The sequence below is a fragment of the Nonomuraea sp. NPDC050790 genome, from assembly GCF_044456745.1.
In the GTDB taxonomy this organism is placed as follows: Bacteria; Actinomycetota; Actinomycetes; order Streptosporangiales; family Streptosporangiaceae; genus Nonomuraea.
The window spans coordinates 420,011-436,380 of the sequence record NZ_JBITGF010000006.1; the positions used below are offsets into that span (position 1 = coordinate 420,011).

A 16,370-nucleotide genomic window follows, 5' to 3' on the forward strand; every position below is an offset into this window, starting at 1 on the left:
GACTATTGCGTGACGGTTCGTACGAGTGCTTGTTGTTCCAGTGGGGAGAATCGGGCCTAGGGAACGAGCGACAGCAAGGGAGGCGAGACGCGTGGCCCTGATGACGAGCCGCTTCGCTGATGGCCTCGCCGTGGGATCCGACCTGGGCGCGACCGCCGAACGCGCCGTGGGGCAGGCCCTGTCGAGGCTTGCCGGCAAGGCCGACCTGGTCTGTTTCTTCATCTGCGGCGATGACCCCGACGACGTGGCGGAGGCCGGCCGCCGGGCCATGGCGCTCGCGCCGGACGCGCACGTGATCGGCTGCAGCGCCACCGGCGTGATCGGCGACGGACAGGGGGTCGAGCTCGCGCCGTCCGTCAGTGCCTGGGCCGCCACGCTCGACGGCGCCAGGCTCACCACCTTCGCCCTGGAGACGCTGACCGCCGAGGACCGATTCGTCGTCGTCGGCCTGCCGGAACGCGGCGCCGACGACCACGTGGCCGTCCTGATGGCCGACCCGTACACCTTCCCGACCGACGCCTTCGTCGAGCGCTCCGTGGACGTGCTCGGCGACCTGCCGATCATCGGCGGCCTCGCCAACGGGATGAGCGGCAGGGGATCGGTACGCCTGTTCGCCGACGGCCAGGTCTACACCGAGGGCGCCATCGGCGTGCTGATCAGCGGCCAGGTCAACGTCAGCACCGTGGTCAGCCAGGGCTGCCGCCCGATCGGCCCGACCATGGTCGTCACCCGCGCCGAGGAGAACCTGCTGCTGGAGCTGGCCGGCCAGCCCGCACTCGCCCGCCTGGAGGACATCGTCAGCGACCTCGACGAGGACGACCGCGACCTGGTCGCCTCCGGCCTGCAGATCGGCCTGGCCATGGACGAGTACGCCGAGCGCCACGAGCGCGGCGACTTCCTCATCAGGGGCGTGCTCGGCATCGACCCCGACAGGGAGGCGGTCGCCATCGGCGATGTGGTCGAGGTCGGCAGGACCGTCCGCTTCCAGGTACGCGACGCCGCCACCGCCGACGAGGACCTCTACGACCTGCTCGACGCCCACCGCGAGGAACTGGGCAAGGTGGACGGCGCGCTGCTGTTCGCCTGCAACGGCCGCGGCTCGGCCATGTTCGGCACCGCCGACCACGACGCCGTCGCCCTGCGCGACACCCTCGGCCACATCGGGATGGCCGGCTTCTTCGCCGCCGGCGAGGTGGGCCCGGTCGCCGGGCACAACCACGTCCACGGCTTCACCGCCTCGGTCCTCGTCTTCTCCTCGGCCGGCCGGTGATCCTCGCGATCGACGTCGGCGGCACCAAGATGGCCGCCGCCCTGGTCGCCCCCGACGGCGCCGTACGGCGCGCCCGCCACCTCGCCACCCCGCAGGAAGCCGACGCCGAGACGCTGTGGACGACCCTGCTCACCCTGATCGAGCCCTACGACGACGGCTTCGGCGGCGTCGGCGTGGGCTGCGGCGGTCCCATGGCCTGGCCCTCCGGCGAGGTCTCGCCGCTCAACATCCCCGGCTGGCGCGGCTTCCCCCTCGGCGAACGGCTCGCCGCCCGCTTCCCCGGCAAGCCCGTGCGCGTCCACAACGACGCGATCTGCCTGGCCGTCGCCGAACACTGGAAGGGCCACGGCCGGGGCAGGGCCAACATGCTGGGCATGGTCGTCTCCACCGGCGTCGGCGGCGGGCTCATCCTGGGCGACCGGCTGGTCAACGGCGGCACCGGCAACGCCGGGCACGTCGGCCACGTCATCGTCGAACCCGGCGGGCCGCCCTGCGGCTGCGGCGGCCACGGCTGCCTGGAGGCCGTGGCGCGGGGGCCCGCGCTCGTGCGATGGGCTCAGGAGAAGGGCTGGACGCCTTCCGGGGCCGAGGGCGCGGCTGGGCCGTACCGGGAGGATCGGGAGGCGACGGGACAGATGCTGGCGGCCGACGCCCGCCACGGCGACCCGATCGCCCGTGCCGCCCTCGCCAGGGCCGGGCATGCGCTGGGCCTGGCGATCGCCTCCGCCACGCACCTGTGCGACCTGGACGTCGTGACGATCGGCGGCGGGATCTCGCAGTCGGGCGAGACGCTGTTCGGGCCGCTGGAGCGGACGCTGCGCGAGCACGCGCGCATGGACTTCTCCCGGCGCCTGTCCGTCGTGCCCGCGCTGCTCGGCCAGGAGGCCGGCCTGGTCGGCGCGGCGGCGCTGCTCCTGGGCGGCGACAGGTACTGGACGGCCTAGTCCAGGGCCCACTCCGCGGCGACGCGCCGGCGCACCTCCTCCTGCAGCTGGCGGGTCTTCCTGAAGGTGCGGACCGCGCACGTCAGGTCGGCCAGCGCCGCCTCGGTCTCCCTCTCCAGGTACGGCCCGGCCTGCGCGGCGGAGAGCGTCGGCAGGTACTCCACGCCCTCCTCCATGTCGGTGTCCAGGTACTCCGCCCTGGCCAGCCGGGTGCGTTCGGCGACGAACGCCTCCCTGACCTGCCCGGTGATCCGGCTGGGCAGCGCCGAGCGGACCGTGATGCCGTGGTCCTCCAGGCAGGCGGCGTACTTGCGGGCCGACATCCGGGCCGGCGGATGGCCGTCGAACTCCCGCACCAGGGCGTCGCGCAGCGCCTTGTCCCGCTGGCGGTCGAGGTCGAAGCGCCCGGTGACCACCCTGCCGGTGAGCCGCCGCACCGCCGCCGAGAGGCAGAGGTCGTAGGCGCGGCTGTAGGCGCGCCACTGGGTGAGGGACAGCGCCGCGGTCAGCCGGTCGTTGGGGTCGCCGGTGGGCACCGCGAGCCCGTCCGCCGCCGGGTCGTAGGGGTGGACGTACATGGAGAAGACCTTGAAGCCGTACCTGGCCCGGCTCTCCCGCTCCTGCTGGGGGCTCTGTGGCCGGTCCTGCCGATCGGGGCGCCGGAACGGGATGTACCTGAACCCCTGGTCCTTCATGCAGGCGGCCATGAGGGTCTCGCGGCTCTTGGCCGCGGGCGTCGTCCTGGGTGCGGGCACGGGGGCGGCCGGGCCCGCGACCATCACCGTTGCCAGGGCGAACACGAGCGACCCACGCACTACTCGTACCCCCACTCGCGGTTGACACGGGCCTCGACGGCGTTGGCCCGCGGCAGGTAGACGGGGTTGAAGTCCTTGCCGCACTCCAGGTCGTCGAGCGCCGCCCGCCGCTCCTCCGCGAAGTACGGCGCCGCCTCGGCGCGCGTCAGGTCGGGCATCACGTTGCCCACTATCCGGGGCCACTGGCGGCGGCCCAGCTCCCAGAGTTGCTCGGAGAAGGGCTTGCGCGCCTGTCCGGTGATCTGGCTGGGGCGCTGGTCGGTGACGGGGCGGCCCTTTGCCCTCAGACAGGCGGCGTAGTCCCGCGCCTTCGCGACCAGCCAGGGGTCGTCGTCGAACGTGTGCTCCTGGGCCGCGCGCACGGCGGCCTCCCGCTGCCGGTCCAGATCCTCCAGGCCGGTCACCTTTTTGCCGAGCGCCGTCTGCGCGGACCAGGCGTGGCAGGACGCCTGAGCCTCGAAGTACGCCTGCGCCTGGGTTCGGGACAGGGCCCTGATGGTCGCGTTGTTGGGATGCTCGCTGTAGGCGGCGACGCCTCCCGGGCCGGTCTCGGCCGGGAACACGAAACGGGCGAACAGCCGGAAGCCGTTCTTCGACCGTTCGGCCAGCAGCGGCGCGTACTCGCCGTCGGCCAGCGCCCGCTCCGCCTCCGTGGGCGGCACCGGTTCGCGGCCCTGGACGTAGCGGAAGCCGTGCCGCTCCATGCAGGTGGCCATCAGGCTCTCGATGAGCTGCTTGGGCGAGGACGGCGGGGCGGAGGCGGCCGGTGGCGCGACGGGGAGCGTGCCTGAGCCGCCGACCAGCAGGATGGTCAGCACGGTGGCCAGTCGCTGGAATCCCATCTCGGCGGACACTATCTCAGCGCGTCCACAGGTTCCATCCTGGCCGCCCGCAGCGCCGGGTAGAGCCCGGCCAGCAGGCCGACCACGGCGCCCGCCAGAGGGGCGGCCAGCGCCAGCCGTACGTCCAGGAGGGGTGTCCACTGCTTGGCCGCGGAGACGGCGACGATCGTCACCACCCCGAGCGAGGCGCCGATCACCCCTCCGGTCAGGCCGGTCAGCGTGGACTCCAGCAGGAACTGCGCGGCGATGTGCCGGCGGGCGGCGCCGAGCGAGCGGCGCAGGCCGATCTCGGCGACCCGTTCCATCACCGTCACCAGCGTCACGTTGGCGATGCCGACCGCGCCGACCACGAGCGAGACCAGGCCGAGGATGAGGAACAGGGCGTTGACGTCGTCCTGCGCCTTGTCGCGGGCCCTGGTCGGGCTGGGCGGGGCCATGACCTGGAGCAGGTCGCCGTTCCCCGGGCTGAGCGCCGTCGGGGCCTGGCGGGCGATGAGGTCGGCGGCCCCGAGGCTGGTGTTGACCAGGACCCGGGTCACGTCGCGCAGCCCGAACCGGCGGCCCACGGTCGGCGGGACGATCACCGCCATCGACAGGCTCCGCTCGCGGCGCAGCTCGCCGAGCACCCCGATGACCGTGTACGCGTGCCCGCCGATGAAGACGGCCGGCGCGCGTTCCAGGCTGCCGATGCCCAGCAGTTCGGCGGCCTGGTCGCCGATCACCGCCACCCGGTCCTCGCGCCGCACGTGCCCGGCGTCGAAGAACCGGCCCGACACCATGCGGCCCCGCGCGGCCTCCGGCAGGCCGGTGGTCGCGGCCAGGACGCTCAGCGACTGCGAGGTCACCCGGGTGGGGTCCACCAGGTCGTTGGAGCGGACGGGCACGTTGGCGCCGTCCTTGCTCTCGGACACGGCGGCGGCCGAGGTGACGCCGCGCAGCCTGGTCACCCGGGCGACGGCGTCCCAGCTCACCAGCGGCGCCTGCTTCCGCTCGGGCACCTCGACCGTGACGGCGGTGGCGACCAGTTCGTCGAAGCGGCCGACGATCTGGTTGCCCGCCGTGGCCGCCACGCCCAGCGTGACGACGAGCGTGGTGATGCCGAGCACGGTGCCCAGCGTGGTCAGCGCGGCGCGGACCGGCCTGGCCAGCAGGCCGGCGAGCGACTCCGTCCACAGGTCACGCGTCTTCACTGAGCACCCCGTCGGTGATCCTGACCCGGCGCCCCGCGCGCCGGCTGACCTCGTCCTCGTGGGTGATGACGACGATCGTCAGACCCTGCGCCCGCAGCTCGTCGAACAGGGCGAGCACCGAGCCGGTGTTCCGGCTGTCGAGGTTGCCGGTCGGCTCGTCGCACAGCAGCAGCGACGGGCCGCCCATGAGCGCCCTGGCGATGGCGGCGCGCTGGCGTTCGCCGCCGGACAGCCGTCCGGGCGGGAAGCCGGTCCTGTGGGACAGTCCGACGCGGTCCAGGGCTTCGAGCGCGCGTTCCCGTCGGCCCTTGCGCGGGTGCGCGCCGTAGACCTCGGCGAGCATCACGTTCTCCACCACGCTGCGGTGCGCGAGCAGGTGGAAGGACTGGAAGACGAAGCCGATGCGCTCGCCGCGCAGCCTCGTCCGCGCGCCGTCGCGCAGGGCGGTGGTCTCCGTGCCGTCCAGGCGGTAGCTTCCCGAGGTCGGACGGTCCAGCAGGCCGAGCACGTTGAGGAGGGTCGACTTGCCGGAGCCCGACGGGCCGGCGACGGCCACGTAGTCGCCCCGCGCCACCCGGAGGCTGACCTCGTCGAGGGCGCGGACCGGCGGGTCGGCGCGGAACCGCCTGGACACCGCCGCCAGCTCGATCACCGGCTCGATCACCGGCTCAGGCACCGCCGATCACCACCCGGTCGCCCTCCTTGAGGTCGCCGGTGACCTCGACCTGGCCGTCGGCGGTCAGCCCCGTGCGTACCTCGACCTCTTCGGTCCGGTCGGGCGCGGTCTCGACCCGCACCCGCGCCCTGCCGTCGGCGGCGGTGACGACCGCGGCGACCGGCACCACCAGCACCGGCTCGTCGGTCGCGCCCACGGTCACCTTGGCGGAGACGACGGTGCCCGACAGGCCCTTGAGCCCCTTCATCGAGCCGGGGGTGATCAGCACCGGCAGGGTGCCGGGCGGCGGGTCCTCCTGGCCGGGGAGCTTGGCCTTCTCGCCGACCGCGGTCAGCGTGGCCGGATAGGTCCGGCCGGAGTCGAGCTCGATGCCGGCCTTGAGCCCCTCGCGCAGCAGGTCGGCCTCGGCCGGCTCCACCGAGCCCGACACCGTGAACGACGAGCTGGTCACGGTGGCCACCTCGTCCTCCACCATCTGGCCCGCCTTCACCTCCGTCTTGTGCACCCGCGCGGGCAGCGCGGGCAGGAACACCAGCTCCCCGGGCGGGATCGACGTTCCGTAGGTGCGCAGAAACTCGGCCAGCAGCGACGCCGCCGCGGCCACGTCCTTCTTCGCGTTGGCGACCTTGAGCTTGGCGGGGGAGACCTGCCGCGCGTGGCGCAGGGCCTGCTCGGCGGTGACCAGACCCTCCTGCGCGGTGCGCACGGCCGCGCGCAGCTCCCGCAGGCGCTTCACGCGGGCCTGCGCGCCCTCGTCGGTGAGCCGCTCGCGGGCCCGCCTGGCCGCGTCCAGCTCCGCCCTGGCGTTGGCGACCCTGAGCTCCAGCAGCCGGGTGTCGGCGCCGGGAGAGGGCGACGGCGTGGGCGCGGGCCGGCTCGCCTCGGCCAGCGCCTGCTCGGCTTCGAGCAGCTTCTCCCCGGCCGCGCGCACGGCCGAGTCGGCCGCGTCCGCCCTGGTCTGCTCCTCGGGCGTCAGCCGCCCGTCCTCCGCCTCCTCCAGCGCGCTCTCGGCCGCGCGCAGCTCCTCCTCGGCGTTGCCGAGCTTGATCTTCAACGGGAGCACGTCGCGTCCCTGGTCGAGCGCGCGTTGTTCGAGCGCGAGCGTCTCCTTCGCCGTCTGTACGGCCCTGCGCAACGTGTCATGCGCCTGCCGGTCGGCCAACGCGGGCCGCTGGGCCTCGTAGCCGCGCTTCGCGTAGAACCGGGTGACCGCCGCGACCGTGGCCCGGTCGAACACGCCCGTCACCGGCGCCCCGAACCCCAGCCTGCGCAACGCCCGCTGCACCTGCTCGACGTCCTCGCCCTTGGTGCCGGGCGCGATCGTGCGATGCATCGGCACCTTGCCGCGCAGCGCGAACACCGGCCGCCCGTTGACCTCCATCAGCACGCCGCCCTCGCGCAGCCTGCCCTGGCGCGGGGCGCGCGTGGCCCGCTGCAGCTCCGCCGCGCCGCCGACCACCCCGGCGAGGGTGATCGGGAACGGCGAGCCGTACATGAGGGTGCCGCTGACGGCGACGGTGCTGACGAGCGTGCGGCGCTCGACCGCCGCCGTGACGAGACTGGCCTTGGGCGGCGTACGGCGGGCCGCCTCGTCGGCCGGCGAGCGCAGGCGGGTGCTCAGGAACCAGCCGGCGCCCGCGACGGCCAGGACGCCCGCCAGGACGGCGGCGAGAAGCTTCCGCGGCGACTTCATGGGAACTCCAAAAGGGCATGCTGAAGAGAGCCGGTGGCGCCGGCGAGGTCAGAGCAGGGCGTTGCGCCTGGCGCGGACCGGCAGCAGCGCCGCGAGCAGGGTGAGCAGGAGGACCAGCGCCCAGTGCGCGCTCTCCTGCCTGGCGACGGCGACGAGCGTGAGACTCTCGGCGAGCACCACCGAGCTGTGCAGGGCGTAGACCGCCGCGGCGACCGACCAGCGGTGGTCGGCCGTCACGTGGCCGGCGTAGCACGCCGCCAGCAGGAGCGCGGTCTCCAGCCCGACGCGGAGCATCGCGGAAGGGGTCGCTTCGACGATGTCGCGCCAGGCTGGATCAGCGCCCGCGACCACGGGCACCGCGGCCAGCCACCACCACGAACGGCGGTGGAGGGTTTCGCCGCGAATGGCCAATGCCACGAGGCCGAGGATCAGGAGGCCGTTGGCGACGGCGGGGGCGATCGGGCCGCCGCTGGCGTAGAGCGCGGGCATCGGCTGCCACGGCTGGTCGGGGAAGACCGGCAGCAGCGTGTGGTCGAGCCACGGCTTGGCCAGCGTGATCGCCAGCGTCTTGACGGCGAGCAGGGCGGTCAGGGGGATCGCCAGGCGTACCCGGCCGAGCAGGGTGGCCAGGAACGCCGCCGCGGCCACGCCCGTCCACAGCGGGAGGCTGCCCGCGTACGGGATGAGCACCGCCAGGTTGAGCAGGCTCAGCGCCGTCACCGCGAGGTGCAGCCCGTCGGCCCAGGCGGGGCCGTGCGCCGACTGCAGGATGCGGGCCCTGATGCCGCCCCTGACCAGCGCGGCGGCCTCGCGCAGCGGGGGCAGCGCGCGGTCGGGCTCGGCCGTGGTCAGCAGGACGTCGAGCAGTTCGTCGCCGTAGTCGGCGCGGTAGCCGTCGGGGTAGGCGCGCAGCAGTAATCGGTAGCGGCGCTCCAGGCGGCTCATGAGAAGGTCGTCCCGAGCGTGCGTCTGGTGACCACCGCGGCGGCCTGCTGCATGCGCAGCGCCTCCTCCTCCACCAGGCGGCGTCCGTCGTCGGTGATGCGGAAGTAGCGGCGCTTGCGGCCGTTGACGATCTCTTCCTTCTCGACCATGATCACGCCGTTGGCGGTGAGGCGGTCGAGCGCGCCGTACAGGGTGCCGACGGCGAGCTTGACGCGGTCCTGGGAGAGCTCGACGACGCGCTTGAGTATCGCGTGCCCGTGGAGCGGACCGTCCAGGAGGGCGGCGAGTACGAAATACGTCTGCTCACTCACCGACGATCCCCTAGACATGCCAGAGAAGATACTTCGAGGCGCGAAGCATGGTCAAGGTTCCCCTCACCGCATCGGGAACTCGGCGAACAGAGTGTTGTTGATCTTCTCGTTCATGGGGTTGTAGGCGGCGTAGAAGTCCTTGCCGCACTCCAGGTCGTCGAGGGCGGCCTTGATCTCCTTCTGGAGATAGGGCTTGGCCTGGCCGGCGGTGAGCTCCGGCATGACGATCTGCTTCGAGCCGGGCTCGATCTTGATGCCCTGCTGTTCCGCGCCGATCTTGGTCGCCATGGCCTCGATGCTGTCCATGGTGCTCCTGGAGATGTCGCGCGGGGTGGTCTTGGTGACCTTGTGGCCCTTGCCGCGCAGGCAGTCGGCCATCGCCGAGGCGAGCGCGACGATCCGCTGGTCGCCGTCCACCTCTCTGGCGACCATCAGCTTCTTGGCCTTCATGAACTGGTTGTAGTAGTCCATCCGCTTCGAGATGGTCTTGCCGAGGACCTCCTTGGCCGCGCGGGAGAAGCAGGCGTCGAACGCCTTGTTGTAGGAATCGAGCTGGGCCGTGGAGAGGTCCTCGGTGATCTTCGCGTTCGGGTCGTTTTTCCGCTCGTCGATCGCCTTGCTGATGCCGACCTCGCCCGGGTAGACGAACTCGGCGAACACCTCGAAGCCGTATTTTTCGCGATGTTTCCGCATTTCTTGGTAGTCGCCGTTGTCGCGGTTGACCTCGGCGGCGGTCTTCTTCTCCTCTGGCTTGACGTAGGCGACGTACTTGAAGCCCTTCTGCTTCATGCAGTCCGCCTGGACCGACTCCATGCGGAGCTTCTTGTCCGCGCTCGCCGTGGTGGACGCAGCCGAAGCCCCCGCTTTCGGCTCACTCCCCGCCTCGGCGCCCCCGCAACCGGCCAGCACGGCCAGCGCCGCCACGGTCAGGCTCATCTGCTTGATCATGACCGGCGCCTCCCGTCACTGACCGGTCGGGTGCGGTCGGCGGTCTTCGTGGTGCTCGCGGCCTTGGGGCCCGCGACAAGAGTTGATCTCCTGGGCATGCGGGAGACCATAGTCCGTTCAACGGAGTATCGTCAATCCAGGGCGTGCCTCCGGTGCCGCAGGGGCAGCAGGGCCGTGGTCGCCGTCAGCAGCCCCAGCAGCGCCCAGTACGCCAGATGCTGGGACGACAGGGTCACGCCGCCCTCCGGCAGGCTCAGCGCGCCCAGCCCCACCGTGGTGACCGTGAGGTAGAGCGCGCAGCCGAGCGCCCAGCGCAGGTCGCGGGTCAGGTGGCCGGCCGCGGCCGCGCCGGTCATCAGGGCCAGCTCCAGCCCCATCCTGCTCAGGCTGATGGGCAGGTCGTTCTCCTCGATCATCCAGGCGGGGCCGTCCCATGCCAGGAACGGGATCGCCGCCCACCACCACCACGAGCGCGCCCGCAGCGACCTCGCGTGCGGGCCCAGCGCGAGCAGGCCGACCGTCACCAGCCCGTAGGCGACGGCCACGTTGACCGGCGAGCTGTCGGAGAACAGCGGCCGGGTCGTCAGCAGCCCGGGATAGACCGGCAGAAGGGTCAGCTCCGCCACCTGCCAGCCGCCCGCGACGGCCACCGCCTTGACGCCGACCGCCCCGGTGAGCGGGATGGCCGCCCAGACCCATCCCCGCAGGACGGCCAGCACCGACAGGGCCGACAGCGCCGTCCACAGCGGGATCGCGCCCGCGTACGGCACCAGCGCCGCGAAATTGGCGACGGCCACCGCGGTGACGCCCAAATGCAGCCCGCCCCGCCAGACGCTGCCGCCCGCCAGGTGGGCGACCCGCATGCGGAGGCCGCCCGACACCAGCCCGGCGGCCTCGCGGGGCGGCGGGACGGTCCGCGCCGCGTCCGTGGACTCCAGCAGCACGTCGAGCAGTTCGTCACCGTGCGCCTGCCGGTAGCGGCGGGGGTAGGCGAGCAGCAGTCTGCGGTAGCGCCGTTCGAGCACGCCCGTGACCGGGCTCTCCAGCGTGGCCGTCATCCGCCCGCGATCCCCAGCACCCCAGGCCCCCCGAGCCCCCGACCCCCGAGCCCACGACCCCCGAGCCCACGACCCCCCAGCCCGAACCCACCGAGCCCGGCCCCACCGAGCCCGGCCCCACCCAGGCCAGATCCATCCGGTCCGGCCCCACTCGCGCCGGACCCACCCAGACCGGTTCCGCCCAGCCCGGATCCGCTCAGGCCGGGGGTGGCGAGGCCCCAGGCTTGGGCCTGGCCCGGAGACAGTCGCAGGACCAGCGCCGCCGCTTCCTGCATCCGCCTGGCCTCGGCCTCGACGAGGGCCTGGCCGTCGTCGGTGATGCGGAAGTAGCGCCGGTTGCGCCCGTTGACCGTCTCCTCCCGGTCGACGGCGATCACGCCACGCTCGTGCAGGCGCTCCAGGATGCCGTACAGCGTGCCGACCGACGGCTTGACCCGGCCGTTGGACAGCTCCTGGATCAGCTTGCTGATCGCGTGTCCGTGGAGCGGTCCGTTGAGCAACGCGGTGAGCACGAAGAACATCGGCTCACTGACTTCGGAGGTTCCTCTGGGCATGGGGAAGACCGTATTCCGTTCAACGGAGTGTCTGCAACGCTTGTAACGCTTCGCGGCGGGCCGTCCGTCCCGACGGCGCGGGCGTCCTGATCAGGCCCGAGTTCGTGGGCGCCGGCCAGACCGTCCTGATGCAGTACACCGAGAACGCCGACCAGACCTCGGGGCCGGACAGGCCGCGTGCGCTCTGGTCGTTCACCGGGTTGCTGATCGAGGGGCCGGTCAAGCCGTGCGCGGTGGTCGACGACCCGGCCTGGGACGACCTGGGCGGTCCCGAAGGGCAGCCGCCCGCGAGCAGCTAGTGCCCTTTTTGGGTCTTGTGTCCGGTGATGGGGAGATTAGTTTCGTTCTCACCATGACCAATACAGCCCGCGGCCTCGTGCTGCGTCTCCTGCGTGACGCCGGACCGATGCCGAGGGCGGAACTCGCCCGCAGAACCGGGCTGTCGGCCACCACGATGACCAAGGTCGTCGCCCAGCTCATCGCGGACGGCTGCCTGGCCGAGGGGCCGACGGCCACGCCCCGGGTCGGGCGGCCCGCCACCGACGTGGCCTTGCTGCCGGAGGCGTTCTGGGTGGTCGGGGCGCACTCCGGGGCCGGAGGGGTCCGGCTGGGGTTGCGCGACCTGCTGGGCCGCTCGCGGGGCGGCGCCGTACCGGCTTGCGGGCCTTTGGCGGAGGAGATCCCCAAGCTCGTGGCCGCGTCCGGGGTGGACCCCGCGCGGGTGCTCGGCGTCGGCGTGACCGCCCCCGACGGGCGGGTGGCCGAGCGGCTCGCGGTCCCGCTCGGGCCGGGCGCCGTGACCGGCCACGACGCCTGCGCCATGGCCCTGGCCGAGGCGAGGTACGGCTGCCGCGCCCGCGACCTGGTCCACGTGCACGTGGACGGCGACGTGAGCGCGGGGGCGGTGCTCGACGGCCGCCCTTTTCGGCCCGCGGACCTGGGCCACCTCCGCGTGACCGAAGACGGCCCGCGGTGCTGTTGCGGCGGCACGGGCTGCCTGGCGGCCGTGCTCTCGGAACCCGCCCTGTCCGCCCGCCTGCCGGTCAGGGCCGCTCCTGGCCAGGACGTGCCGCCGGTCAGGGCCGCTCCTGGCCAGGACGTGCCGCCGGTCAGAGCCGCCCCTGACCAGGACGTGCCGGCGGGCAGGGTCGTTCCTGACCGGGACCTGATGGCTGCCGTCGCGGCCGATCCCGTGCTCGGCGCCGAGGTCGCCGGGTGGCTGGCCACCGCCCTGGCCGCCGCCGTCGCCCTGCTCCGCCCGGAGCGGATCACGCTCGGCGGCATGCTGGCCCGCGCGCCGGAGGACCTGCTCGACCGCGTCCGCGCCGCCCTGGGCGAGCGGACGCGCGAGCCCGTACCTCTCGGTCGTTGTGGTCTGGGCCCCGACCCGGGGGTGGCGGGGGCCGCGGCGCTCGCCCTGGACCGGTTCTTCTACGGGCAGGACTAGGCCGCGGGACGCCTGGGCTGGAAGAGCCACGCGTCGAAGAGCCGGTCAAGCTGCTTGCCCGACACCTTCTCGGCCAGCGCGACGAACTGCGCGGTGGTCACGTGGCCGTAGCGGTGATCGGCGTTCCACTGCCTGATCAGGCGGAAGAACGCGCCGTCGCCGATCTCGGTGCGCAGCGCGTGCAGTGTCATCGCGCCCCGCGTGTAGACCGACTCGTTGAACAGGTCCTTCGGCTTGGCCCTGCCGGGCGGGTAGCCCCACAGGGGATCGGTGGCCGGGCGCGCGTAGAAGTTGTCGAAGACCTGCTGGGCGCGGGACTTGCCGCGGTGCTCGTGCCACAGCCACTCGGCGTAGGTGGCGAAGCCCTCGTTGAGCCACAGGTCGCGCCAGCGCCGGACGCTCAGGCTGTTGCCGAACCACTGGTGGGCCAGTTCGTGGGCGATGATGCCCTCGTCGGGGTCGAAGCCGCCGTACATGGGCTTGGTCTGGTTCTCCAGCGCGTATCCGGCGGGGAAGTTGTCGACCACGCCGCCGGTCGAGGAGAACGGGTAGGGGCCGAAGACCGTGCTCCAGTAGTCGGTGACCTGGCCGGAGACGGTGTAGAGGCGGTCCAGCGAGGAGCGGAACTCGGGGTCGACGGCGACGAGGTTCGCGATGCCGCTCGTGGTCCTGCCCTCGCGCAGCTCGAAGCGGCCCAGCGTGGCCGTGGCCAGGTAGGTCACCATCGGGTGCTTCTCGCGCCAGGTGAAGGTGGTCTTGCCGCCCGAGGTCTCCGGCTTGGCGGTCATCTCGCCGTTGGCCAGCGCGGTCAGGCCCTGCGGGACGGTGATCTCGAAGTCGAAGCGGGCCTTGTCGGCCGGGTGGTCGTTGGCGGGGAACCAGGTCTTGGCGCCGTTGGGCTCGCAGACGACGAAGGCGCCGTCGGAGGTGGTGATCCAGCCGTAGGTGCCGAGGTTGGTGGCGTCCTTGATCGGCTGCGGGCTGCCCGAGTACGTGATCTTCACGGTGAACTTCGCGCCCTTGGCCAGCGGCTGCGCCGGGATGACGGTCAGCTCGTCGCCGCTGCGCGAGTACGTCGCCTCGCGCGCGTCGACCGACACGCCCCCGATGTCGAACCCGGCCAGGTCGAGGTTGAACCTGCTGAGCCGCTGCGTGGCCTTCGCCTGGATGGCGGCGGCGGCGTTGAGATGCCGCTTGCCGGGGTCGTAGTCGAGGCGCAGGCCGTAGTGGGCGACGTCGTAGCCGCCGTTTCCGTCGAGCGGGAAGTCGGCGTCGCCGATCCCGGGCGCGCCCGCGTCCTCCGCCACCGGCTTGGCCGGGGTCGGCGCGGCCGCGCCATCGGACGGCGAGCAGGCGATCACGGCGAGAAGCGCGGTGAGCGACACCGCGATGCGCCGGGTGGACCCCATGGCCACGTCTCCCTTCGAAGCGTGACCAGAAGCCTACGATAGGTGAGGCCCTGTTCAGGCATCTACGACGAGGGTCTTGCCCGCCTTGTCGTGCAGCGCCTGCTTACGGCTGTCGAAGAGGATCCACCCGAGGTCCAGAAGGGCGCCGATGCAGCACAGCCAGCTCAGCACGGTGCGCACCGCCTCGCGGATGGCGAGCTGGCCGACCGTGGCCTTCCCGCCGCTCTCCTGCACGACCCGCATGCCGAAGAGCTTCTTGCCGACCGTCTGGCCGTTCCAGTAGGAGTGCAGCAGCCAGAAGTACAGGAAGGCGATCACCGACTGCAGGAAGACGTGCTGCGTCGGGATGCGCTCCCAGATCCCGCGGCTGGAGTCCCAGACGTAGCTCCAACTGGTCCAGCTGAACGGTATCGAGACGATCGCGATGATGATCTCGTCCAGGATGCCCGAGAACAGTCGCCGCCAGCGTCCCGCCAGTGGTGGTGTCATGCAGGCAAGATCACCACCACCGGGTCAGGACAAACTAAAGGTTGCCCCTGAGTTCCTGCTCGCGCTCGATGGCCTCGAACAGCGCCTTGAAGTTGCCCTTGCCGAAGCCGAGCGAGCCGTGGCGCTCGATGAGCTCGAAGAACACCGTCGGACGGTCCTGCACGGGCTTGGTGAAGATCTGCAGCAGGTAGCCGTCCTCGTCGCGGTCCACGAGGATCTTGCGCTTCTTCAGCTCCTCGATCGGCGCCCTGACCTCGCCGATGCGCGCGCGCAGCTCGGGATCGTCGTAGTAGGAGTCGGGCGTGTCGAGGAACTGCACGCCGGCCGCGCGCATGCTGTCCACCGTGGCCAGGATGTCGTTGGTGGCCAGCGCGATGTGCTGGACCCCGGGGCCCCCGTAGAACTCGAGGTACTCGTCGATCTGCGACTTCTTCCTGCTGATCGCGGGCTCGTTCAGCGGGAACTTGACCTTCCTCGTGCCGTCGGCGACGACCTTGGACATCAGCGCGGAGTACTCGGTGGCGATGTCGTCGCCCACGAACTCCGCCATGTTCGTGAAGCCCATCACCTCGCGGTAGAACTCCACCCACTCGTCCATCTTGCCCAGCTCGACGTTGCCGACGCAGTGGTCGACCGCCTGGAAGAACCGCTTCGCCGGAGGCGCCGTGATCGGCTCGCGGGCGGCGTATCCGGGCAGGTAGGGACCGTTGTAGTTGGAGCGGTCGACCAGCGTGTGGCGGGTCTCGCCGTAGGTGGCGATCGCGGCGACGATCACCTTCCCGTGCTCGTCCTCCATCGTGTACGGCTCCGCCAGCCCGCGCGCCCCATGGGCGACGGCGTAGGCGTATCCCGCCTCGACGTCGGGCACCTCGATGGCCAGGTCGATCACGCCGTCACCGTGTTCCGCCACGTGGCGGGCCAGGTCGTGGCCGGGCCGTACCGCGGCCCTGAACTCGAAGACGGCGCCGCCGGACTTGAGCACGTAGGCCACCTCGTCCCTGCTGCCGGTCTCCGGGCCCCGGTAGGCCACCAGCCGCATGCCGAAGGCGGTCGAGTAGTAGTGGGCGGTCTGCTTGGCGTTGCCCACCGCGAAGACCACAGCGTGCATGCCGTTCACCGGAAATACGTCGCTCATACCGGTAACTGTTGAATTTGGTGGGCTTGCTGCGCAACAGTGACTTGTTTTAGTGGACAATCTGTCTATGGCCATCGACGAACTGGACGCCAAACTGCTCAGTCTGCTAACCGCGGAGCCGCGGCTCGGCGTCCTGGAGTGCTCGCGCCGGCTCGGCGTGGCGCGCGGGACCGTCCAGGCGAGGCTCGACCGCATGATCGCCCGGGGCGTGATCACCGGCTTCGGGCCCGACGTGTCGCCCGCCGCGCTCGGCTACGACGTCATGGCGTTCGTCACAATGGAGATCCGGCAGGTGGCCGGGCACGACCCCGTGGCCGACCGGCTGGCGCACATTCCGGAGGTGCTGGAGGTCCACACGATCACCGGCGGGAGCGATCTCATCTGCCGGGTCGTCGCGCGCACGAACGCCGACCTCCAAAGGGTTATCGACCAGATCGTGGAAGTCCAGGGAGTGCTCAGAACATCCTCCGTAATCGCACTCGACACCCCTGTCCCATACCGTGTGCTGCCCTTGGTCGCGGATGTCCCGCGTCGTGTGGCGAGGTAGACGTACCATCGGGTTCAGGGTCGAGGCACCGTTATCGATCGTTTACCCTTGACATTCGCCCAGGTCGCGAGGGCGGAGCAGAGGGCGATCGGGGGGT

The 16,370-nt window shown here is 71.8% G+C and carries 18 protein-coding genes; 5 read left to right on the forward strand and 13 right to left on the reverse strand.

Features of this window, described 5'->3' with window-relative positions; translation table 11 throughout:
* Positions 1 to 100: 100 nt before the first annotated feature.
* Together ACIBEJ_RS31295 and ACIBEJ_RS31300 are read left to right on the forward strand one after the other, a co-directional pair.
* A complete protein-coding gene (locus tag ACIBEJ_RS31295) occupies positions 101 to 1,270 on the forward strand; it encodes an FIST N-terminal domain-containing protein (RefSeq protein WP_397186732.1) in 1,170 nt (389 codons plus the stop codon).
* On the forward strand, positions 1,267 to 2,214 hold the full coding sequence (locus tag ACIBEJ_RS31300) for an ROK family protein (RefSeq protein ID WP_397186457.1): 948 nt from the start codon (positions 1,267 to 1,269) through the stop codon (positions 2,212 to 2,214). Before ACIBEJ_RS31295 ends, ACIBEJ_RS31300 begins: the two co-directional genes overlap by 4 nt.
* Here ACIBEJ_RS31300 and ACIBEJ_RS31305 read toward each other — a convergent pair.
* The 10 genes from ACIBEJ_RS31305 to ACIBEJ_RS31350 form a co-directional block, all read right to left on the reverse strand.
* Positions 2,211 to 3,014, reverse strand: coding sequence for a hypothetical protein (locus ACIBEJ_RS31305; protein ID WP_397186458.1), 804 nt, complete (start codon positions 3,012 to 3,014; stop codon positions 2,211 to 2,213). The two genes, ACIBEJ_RS31300 and ACIBEJ_RS31305, sit on opposite strands and share 4 nt — an antisense overlap.
* Positions 3,015 to 3,028: 14 nt before the next feature.
* Entirely contained in the window at positions 3,029 to 3,871 is an 843-nt protein-coding gene (locus ACIBEJ_RS31310; protein ID WP_397186459.1) for a hypothetical protein, read from the reverse strand.
* A gap of 11 nt (positions 3,872 to 3,882) precedes the next feature.
* On the reverse strand, positions 3,883 to 5,061 hold the full coding sequence (locus ACIBEJ_RS31315) for an ABC transporter permease (protein WP_397186460.1): 1,179 nt from the start codon (positions 5,059 to 5,061) through the stop codon (positions 3,883 to 3,885).
* Positions 5,048 to 5,737 (reverse strand): ABC transporter ATP-binding protein, encoded by a 690-nt coding sequence (locus tag ACIBEJ_RS31320; RefSeq protein WP_397186461.1) that lies wholly within the window; start codon positions 5,735 to 5,737, stop codon positions 5,048 to 5,050. Before ACIBEJ_RS31320 ends, ACIBEJ_RS31315 begins: the two co-directional genes overlap by 14 nt.
* The gene (locus tag ACIBEJ_RS31325) at positions 5,730 to 7,430 is read right to left on the reverse strand and encodes a peptidoglycan-binding protein (RefSeq protein WP_397186462.1); all 1,701 of its coding nucleotides are present in this window, start codon (positions 7,428 to 7,430) and stop codon (positions 5,730 to 5,732) included. The genes ACIBEJ_RS31320 and ACIBEJ_RS31325 overlap by 8 nt, the downstream gene beginning before the upstream one ends.
* 48 nt (positions 7,431 to 7,478) lie before the next feature.
* A complete protein-coding gene (locus ACIBEJ_RS31330) occupies positions 7,479 to 8,375 on the reverse strand; it encodes a hypothetical protein (protein ID WP_397186463.1) in 897 nt (298 codons plus the stop codon).
* Positions 8,372 to 8,686: a PadR family transcriptional regulator gene (locus tag ACIBEJ_RS31335; RefSeq protein WP_397186464.1), complete on the reverse strand. Its 315-nt coding sequence runs from the start codon at positions 8,684 to 8,686 to the stop codon at positions 8,372 to 8,374. Before ACIBEJ_RS31335 ends, ACIBEJ_RS31330 begins: the two co-directional genes overlap by 4 nt.
* A 63-nt stretch (positions 8,687 to 8,749) precedes the next feature.
* Positions 8,750 to 9,634 (reverse strand): hypothetical protein, encoded by an 885-nt coding sequence (locus tag ACIBEJ_RS31340; protein WP_397186465.1) that lies wholly within the window; start codon positions 9,632 to 9,634, stop codon positions 8,750 to 8,752.
* A gap of 131 nt (positions 9,635 to 9,765) precedes the next feature.
* Positions 9,766 to 10,692, reverse strand: coding sequence for a hypothetical protein (locus ACIBEJ_RS31345; protein WP_397186466.1), 927 nt, complete (start codon positions 10,690 to 10,692; stop codon positions 9,766 to 9,768).
* Positions 10,689 to 11,246, reverse strand: coding sequence for a PadR family transcriptional regulator (locus ACIBEJ_RS31350; RefSeq protein ID WP_397186467.1), 558 nt, complete (start codon positions 11,244 to 11,246; stop codon positions 10,689 to 10,691). The genes ACIBEJ_RS31345 and ACIBEJ_RS31350 overlap by 4 nt, the downstream gene beginning before the upstream one ends.
* 104 nt (positions 11,247 to 11,350) lie before the next feature.
* On the opposite strand from ACIBEJ_RS31350, the gene ACIBEJ_RS31355 reads away from it, so the two are divergent.
* Together ACIBEJ_RS31355 and ACIBEJ_RS31360 are read left to right on the forward strand one after the other, a co-directional pair.
* A complete protein-coding gene (locus tag ACIBEJ_RS31355; protein WP_397186468.1) occupies positions 11,351 to 11,545 on the forward strand; it encodes a hypothetical protein in 195 nt (64 codons plus the stop codon).
* 53 nt (positions 11,546 to 11,598) lie between these two features.
* Complete coding sequence (locus tag ACIBEJ_RS31360; protein ID WP_397186469.1) at positions 11,599 to 12,693, forward strand: ROK family protein; 1,095 nt, start codon at positions 11,599 to 11,601, stop codon at positions 12,691 to 12,693.
* On the opposite strand, the gene ACIBEJ_RS31365 is transcribed toward ACIBEJ_RS31360, so the two are convergent.
* From ACIBEJ_RS31365 to hppD, 3 genes are read right to left on the reverse strand one after another with little or no spacing between them, the layout of a single operon-like run.
* Positions 12,690 to 14,102 carry a M1 family metallopeptidase gene (locus ACIBEJ_RS31365; RefSeq protein WP_397186470.1) on the reverse strand — a complete coding sequence of 471 codons (1,413 nt, stop codon included), beginning with the start codon at positions 14,100 to 14,102 and terminating at the stop codon, positions 12,690 to 12,692. The two genes, ACIBEJ_RS31360 and ACIBEJ_RS31365, sit on opposite strands and share 4 nt — an antisense overlap.
* A 54-nt stretch (positions 14,103 to 14,156) precedes the next feature.
* On the reverse strand, positions 14,157 to 14,591 hold the full coding sequence (locus tag ACIBEJ_RS31370; protein WP_397186471.1) for an RDD family protein: 435 nt from the start codon (positions 14,589 to 14,591) through the stop codon (positions 14,157 to 14,159).
* 34 nt (positions 14,592 to 14,625) lie between these two features.
* Complete coding sequence (hppD, locus tag ACIBEJ_RS31375; RefSeq protein ID WP_397186472.1) at positions 14,626 to 15,726, reverse strand: 4-hydroxyphenylpyruvate dioxygenase; 1,101 nt, start codon at positions 15,724 to 15,726, stop codon at positions 14,626 to 14,628.
* A gap of 67 nt (positions 15,727 to 15,793) precedes the next feature.
* On the opposite strand from hppD, the gene ACIBEJ_RS31380 reads away from it, so the two are divergent.
* The gene (locus tag ACIBEJ_RS31380; RefSeq protein ID WP_397186473.1) at positions 15,794 to 16,273 is read left to right on the forward strand and encodes an Lrp/AsnC family transcriptional regulator; all 480 of its coding nucleotides are present in this window, start codon (positions 15,794 to 15,796) and stop codon (positions 16,271 to 16,273) included.
* Positions 16,274 to 16,370 lie beyond the last annotated feature (97 nt).